This is a genomic window from Flavobacterium sp. (assembly GCF_043780635.1).
Classification (GTDB): domain Bacteria; phylum Bacteroidota; class Bacteroidia; order Flavobacteriales; family Flavobacteriaceae; genus Flavobacterium.
Map to the genome: position 1 here is coordinate 1 of NZ_JAYWCK010000108.1, position 6,038 is coordinate 6,038.

The following is a 6,038-nucleotide window of genomic DNA, read 5'->3' on the forward strand; positions in this document are numbered from 1 at the left end:
AGATGAGAAAAACAAGTATAAAAAATTTCATAGAAATCAATTGAGTTTCTTATTCGACTAACACGATACCTCGAAGCTCTGCTTCGGGGTTATTCATTAGCAAAAATGGGATTAGTAGAGGAGAACATTTAACTTATAATGTTGAAAATTATATTATTAGATTGACATCCTTAACTGACCGTATTCTTCAAACAATTAACGCTGTATTTCATTTAGGTATTAATGAAAAAGATATTAATGATAGGGTTATAATTAATAATTTGAAAGTTACAATGACATCGTTACCTGAATCATTTAAAGAATTCCGAAAGGTTTTACAGAATTTTGTAACTGAGAGAAATGTTATAATTCACAGGCATTCTCATATAAAAAAAGAATTATTTCAAATAGAAATATTTTATAATACGGAGCTTTCAAAAAGGATGCTCGAAAGTGATAAAGGTAAAAATCTTAAATATGTTAGAACACAAACACTAACTCGTTATCTTTCAAAAACAAAAAAAGAGTTTACACAAACTAACCAAATGTGTTTTGAAAAATTACTGCTAATATTTGATGATTTAGACAAACAATATTCAATTATGAAGTTGAAACTAAAATAATTTTTAGCAACAATTTTTTCAAGTCATTTGTATACTTTTATTATGGAAAACAATGAGATTTCTAAAATAGACGAATTTATTCTGATACGAATTCTAGAAAAATATTTTAATTGGGACGGTTTAGCTCCTTATTATGAAACTAGGGATGCCATAGGAAAAGTCAATAATATACGAATCTTTATTAATTCAAATGACCATAATCCCCCACATTTTCACGTGCAAACTAATGATAGAAGTGTTGATGCCAAGTTTAAGATTGAAAATTGTGAATATATAAGTGGCAGAATTAAACAAAAACAAATTAAAAAAATTTCCAAATTTTATAATGATGAAGTAGTAAAAATGAAAATGGATGAAATTTGGAATAAAAAAGTTAATGAGACCTCTACAAATTTAGATAATGTTTGACGAATTTGAATTTCAATATCTCTAAAAGCTACTTGGTTAACCTAATTTTTTAGGGTATAATCCATAAAAAAAATACTAATTTTATAAAATCGAATTAATAAACTGAACAAATGGAATATCAAACTAATGAAAATTTCGGATTAGACTTGAAAATTGATGGTTTTGAGGATATGTCAATGGCAAATGGTCAAAATGCTTTTATAATTTATCTCATTATTGACAATAAAACTTCTAGCAACAGAAAAGTAATTGTTTCAAAAGCGACTTATATTACGAATAAGAAAGAACAATTAGAACAAGACAACTGGCTTTCAGGGTATCTTATTGAAGAGGATAATATAAAACCAAATTCATTCAAAAAGGCTGGGTTGGTATTTTATAAATCAAAACTAGAAAAAATTTCTGACGCTGATACAATTCAAATAGCCATTGAACTTCCATTTGAAGGAGCAGAACTTGAAATCTGTTTTATGAAAACAGGAAATTATTGGCAACAGATAGAAAGTAAAAAGAGAGAAAAAGAAATTAAATTAAATCCTACTCTACTAGCAAAATCCTTATTTAAAAAAATCGAAAGACTTGAGGCTTTTGAAGAAAGACTTAAAGTTAGGTTTGAAAATATTTCAATTAAGGTTCATTTAGATAATTGGGTTAAAGTTATTTCGGAATTACATTCAAACAATGGAATTACAATAGATCAAAGTATAAACGTAGAATGTGTAGCTTATGATATAGATGGACAAATATTGGATGTTAGTAACTGTAATGTAAATAATGATACTTTTTTTGGATTTGAAATTTTAGAATTTTATTTTAATGAAAATGGGATTGCTGATAAGATTAATAAAATAAGATTATATCCTAAAAAGCGATAACTCTATGAATATTAATAATATAAGAATAAAATTACTTGAAGAAGCAAAATCATCACCCAATTTACTATCTGATTTAGCGGGTTTAGAAACCTATATCGCTGAAAGTTATAACAATCGCTCTTTTATAGAATTATTGCAAAATGCGGATGATGCAAACGCTACCAAATTTAAAATTATAAAAGATAAAGATTTTTTATATGTTGCCAATAATGGTAGAACTTTCAATGCAAATGATGTAGAAAGTCTTTGCAGAAGCGCATCTTCTAATAAAACAAGAGGAGAAAATATTGGTTATAGAGGAATTGGTTTTAAATCAGTTGTAGGTTTTGCAAAAGAAATCCATATTATTAGTGGTGATTTAGAAATTACATTTTCTAAAGAGAGAACCAAAAATGAAATTCCAAACGCAACAAGAGTTCCACTAATAAGAATTCCGCATTCTATAATTGAAAAAGAGAAATCATTAATTGCTGCAAACGTTGAAAATCTAATTAATGATGGATTTACAACTGTTTTTGTTTTTACCGGAGTTACCGCTAACGAAATAGAGTCTGAATATGAGTCTTTTGATTATAAATCATTACTTTTTCTTAACAATGTTGTAACTACTGAAATTTCTATTTCAAATTATAATGTAACACACATTGATAAAACAATAATTTCAGAAAGTGAAACAAAACTAAAAATCAAAAATAACGGCAATCAAACAGAATGGTTGCTTTCTAATTATAAAAAAACAGCAATTGCTTTTCAGATAGAAGAGAATCTTCCAATAAGAATTAATCAGGCAGATGCTTTTGTTTATTCATTTTTGCCAACAGAAGATTTAACAGGACTTGGAGTTATTGTAAATGGCGATTTTAGTACTGATCCGTCAAGAAAACATTTGATTTATGACGATGAAACAAATATTACAATAAAAAATATAGCTACTCAAATAATAAACTTAATTGAGAAAAATTTATCCAGTAATAAAGCGGAAAACAATAGTATAATTAAAGCTTTAGTTCCTTATGCTGACCCAAGAATGATAAGTTTTAAAAAGACTTCTTTTGAAAAACTTCTTTTAGAACAAGTCAAAAATATAAATTCAGGTTTCTTTGAAAAACTAATGTTGCCTCCAAATTGGCTAAATCCAAAGGATTATAATATTATTGCTAAATCTAATGGTAATTTAGTTATTGGCTCAAGCTTTTTAAATATTGACGGTTTAGTATCATTTTTAAAATTTCTTGGAGCAAAAGAAGCTTCTTTTGAAACATTAAAAACGAAAATTAATGATTCAGAAATCTCAATTTTAGGTTGTGTTCAGATTTCCAAATATATATTTACTTCTATCTTGTCTATTAACAATGATAGTTTTATTCTTACAGTAAGTGATTTAAAAATAGTGATTCACGACAAGAAAAGGTTTTCTTTTAAGGAAGTTCTTTCTGAAAACTTATTAATTGATGATTCTTATATTTCTTTATTAATTGAAAACGGGTTGACTGAATTTGATATAAAACAAGCGTTTAAAAAACTTCTCCCGAATTATGAAGGAAATTTAATTATCAATAAAAACGATAACGACATTAAATTTGATGGACTTGCTCAAAATGTAACTATTCCAACAGATAATTGGTATAATAATTCTAAAGAAATTTCCACTGATAAAATTAAATATGGTATAAAACGTTGGAGAACTGCTGAAGAAATAACGTTGGAAATATTAAACTTAAATGGGTTTAACTTGCAAGATGTCAGTAAACAAAATATTGGTTATGATTTGGATGGATTTGATCCGAATGGAGAAGAAATTCATATTGAAGTAAAATCAATTACACTTCCAGGTCAGAAATTCAAATTAACCAATAATGAAATAGGTGTTGCTCAAGAAAAACAAAAAAAGTTTTATGTTGCCATTGTTCGTCAGACTGATGCTTTTTTTGAAATAGCTATGATTTCTGACCCAATCAATAATCTAATATTAAATAGACAATGTGTCCAATGGATTTGGGAATGTTCCGAATATGAATATAATCCAAGAAGGTTTGAATTGTAAATCTATAGCTTATGAAGAACGAGTTAATAAAAAGTTTGACAAATGATTTTGAAAACCATTCACAAACTACAGAAAATGGAATTGAATTTTGGTTTGCCAGAGATATTCAACATTTATTAGGATATTCAGAATGGCGAAATTTTAACAAAGTAATTTCTAAAGCAAAAACTTCTTGTGAAGTCTCTGATAATCTTATATTAGACCATTTTGTTGACGTCAACAAAATGGTTGTAATTGGTTCTGGAACAGAAAGAGAAATTGATGACATAATGCTTACGCGTTATGCTTGTTATTTAATAGCTCAAAACGGTGATCCAAGAAAAGAACAAATTGCTTTCGCTCAAAATTATTTTGCAATTCAAACAAGGAAATTTGAATTAATTGCCAAAAGGATAGATGAGTGGGAAAGACTAAACGCCAGACAAAAATTAACTTTATCTGAAAAGGAATTATCAGAACTTATTTTTGAAAAAACAGGAAATGACAAAAATTTTGGGATAATTAGGAGTAAAGGAGATCAGGCATTATTTGGAGGCAAAAACACTTCACAAATGAAGAAAAAACTTGGAGTTCCTGACAGTAGACCTTTGGCTGATTTCCTTCCAACAATTGTTATAAAAGCCAAGGATTTTGCAACTGAAATTACAGTTTTTAATACTAAAGACAAAGGATTGTCATCTGAAAGAAGTATTTCCTCGGAACATATAAAAAACAATTTAGGAGTAAGAAAATTGCTGTTAGACAGAAAAATTGTACCTGAAAATCTTCCGCCACAAGAAGACATTAAAAAATTAGAAAGAAGGGTGAATTCAGAGACAAAAAACATTGGTAAAAACCCTGATAAACTGACTTAATTTCACTATATTTGAAGGAGTTATCGCTATAAAAACATTTTTCATAGCCATTAAAAAACTTCAAAATGAAAAATAATGAATTCACCGTTACAGACGATTTATGGGCAACACGAGGACAACGTTTTATTAATTGTATTCTTGATTTATTAATTGTCCATACTATTTTGATTAGTATTGCCACAACTATCATCATCATTGGAAATATTGCTAATAATTATGACCTTACAAAGTGGGCTGAATCGACAACAATTCTCCAAAGATTACTTTTTTGGTCTATACTATTGTTTTTATACTACTTTTTGACTGAAACCTATTTTTCAAGAACTTTTGCTAAGTATTTCACTAAAACAATTGTGGTGACAAAAGACGGTACCAGGCCAAAAATACACAAGATTTTCATTCGAACATTGTCTCGGTTTATTCCACTTGAATGTCTTACTTTTTTGTGGGGTGATTTCAGAGGATTGCACGATTTGTTTTCGGATACTTATGTGGTGCGAAAACACGAGTTCAATCATAAAAAAGGAGCAATTTTATTTCCTTGATAAAACCATAAAAATAAATTCAGCCGTCAATTTTGATGGCTGTTTTTATTTAAAACAGTACCTTTTTATTATATTCGCTAAATCTAAAACTGCACAATGAACTGGGAACAACTTTTATCACTTAAACGCCAAGGTGACACAGGCAAACGATTACGAATAGAACAAGACGACACACGTTTGGGCTTTGAAGTCGATTATGACCGAATCATATTTTCGTCTGCTTTCAGAAGTTTACAGGATAAAACACAGGTCATTCCATTGTCAAAAACGGATTTTGTGCATACTCGATTGACACACAGTTTAGAAGTTTCGGTTGTGGGGCGTTCCATTGGGAGATTGGTCGGTAAAAAAATCATCGAGAAATATCCGCATTTGAAGGAAATTCACGGTTTTCAGGCGAATGATTTCGGGGCAATAGTTGCTGCGGCTTCTTTGGCGCACGATATTGGAAATCCGCCTTTTGGACATTCTGGAGAAAAAGCCATTGGCGAATATTTTTCCATTGGAAAAGGGCAACAATACAAAGACCAGCTTTCGGCAAAAGAATGGCAGGATTTAATCGATTTTGAAGGGAATGCCAATGGATTTTCGGTACTTACAGCAAGTCGTCCCGGAATCGAAGGAGGACTGAGAATTTCGTATGCCACTCTTGGTGCATTTATGAAATATCCAAAGGAAAGTTTACCCAAAAAACCAACACAAAATATAGC

7 protein-coding genes are annotated in these 6,038 nt (G+C 29.3%); all 7 read left to right on the top strand.

Annotated features, from left to right (window positions below):
• Positions 1–110: 110 nt before the first annotated feature.
• The gene (locus ACH2BV_RS09795; protein ID WP_395050551.1) at positions 111–602 is read left to right on the top strand and encodes a Cthe_2314 family HEPN domain-containing protein; all 492 of its coding nucleotides are present in this window, start codon (positions 111–113) and stop codon (positions 600–602) included.
• Between the two features lie 42 nt (positions 603–644).
• Positions 645–1,010 (top strand): DUF4160 domain-containing protein, encoded by a 366-nt coding sequence (locus ACH2BV_RS09800; RefSeq protein ID WP_395050545.1) that lies wholly within the window; start codon positions 645–647, stop codon positions 1,008–1,010.
• 110 nt (positions 1,011–1,120) lie between these two features.
• Positions 1,121–1,885, top strand: coding sequence for a hypothetical protein (locus ACH2BV_RS09805; protein WP_395050546.1), 765 nt, complete (start codon positions 1,121–1,123; stop codon positions 1,883–1,885).
• 4 nt (positions 1,886–1,889) lie between these two features.
• The gene (locus ACH2BV_RS09810) at positions 1,890–3,929 is read left to right on the top strand and encodes a DUF3883 domain-containing protein (protein WP_395050547.1); all 2,040 of its coding nucleotides are present in this window, start codon (positions 1,890–1,892) and stop codon (positions 3,927–3,929) included.
• Between the two features lie 11 nt (positions 3,930–3,940).
• Entirely contained in the window at positions 3,941–4,783 is an 843-nt protein-coding gene (gene dinD / locus ACH2BV_RS09815; RefSeq protein ID WP_395050548.1) for a DNA damage-inducible protein D, read from the top strand.
• 65 nt (positions 4,784–4,848) lie between these two features.
• Positions 4,849–5,328: an RDD family protein gene (locus ACH2BV_RS09820; RefSeq protein WP_395050549.1), complete on the top strand. Its 480-nt coding sequence runs from the start codon at positions 4,849–4,851 to the stop codon at positions 5,326–5,328.
• Between the two features lie 96 nt (positions 5,329–5,424).
• On the top strand, positions 5,425–6,038 hold a 614-nt coding region (dgt, locus tag ACH2BV_RS09825), incomplete at its 3' end, for a dGTP triphosphohydrolase (protein WP_395050550.1).

Excerpts from the sequence above, each read along its gene's own strand:
- ACH2BV_RS09800 (WP_395050545.1), top strand. The coding sequence starts at position 645 with ATGGAAAACAATGAGATTTCTAAAATAGACGAATTTATTCTGATACGA.
- ACH2BV_RS09805 (WP_395050546.1), top strand. The coding sequence starts at position 1,121 with ATGGAATATCAAACTAATGAAAATTTCGGATTAGACTTGAAAATTGAT.
- ACH2BV_RS09810 (WP_395050547.1), top strand. The coding sequence starts at position 1,890 with ATGAATATTAATAATATAAGAATAAAATTACTTGAAGAAGCAAAATCA.
- dinD (WP_395050548.1), top strand. The coding sequence starts at position 3,941 with ATGAAGAACGAGTTAATAAAAAGTTTGACAAATGATTTTGAAAACCAT.
- ACH2BV_RS09820 (WP_395050549.1), top strand. The coding sequence starts at position 4,849 with ATGAAAAATAATGAATTCACCGTTACAGACGATTTATGGGCAACACGA.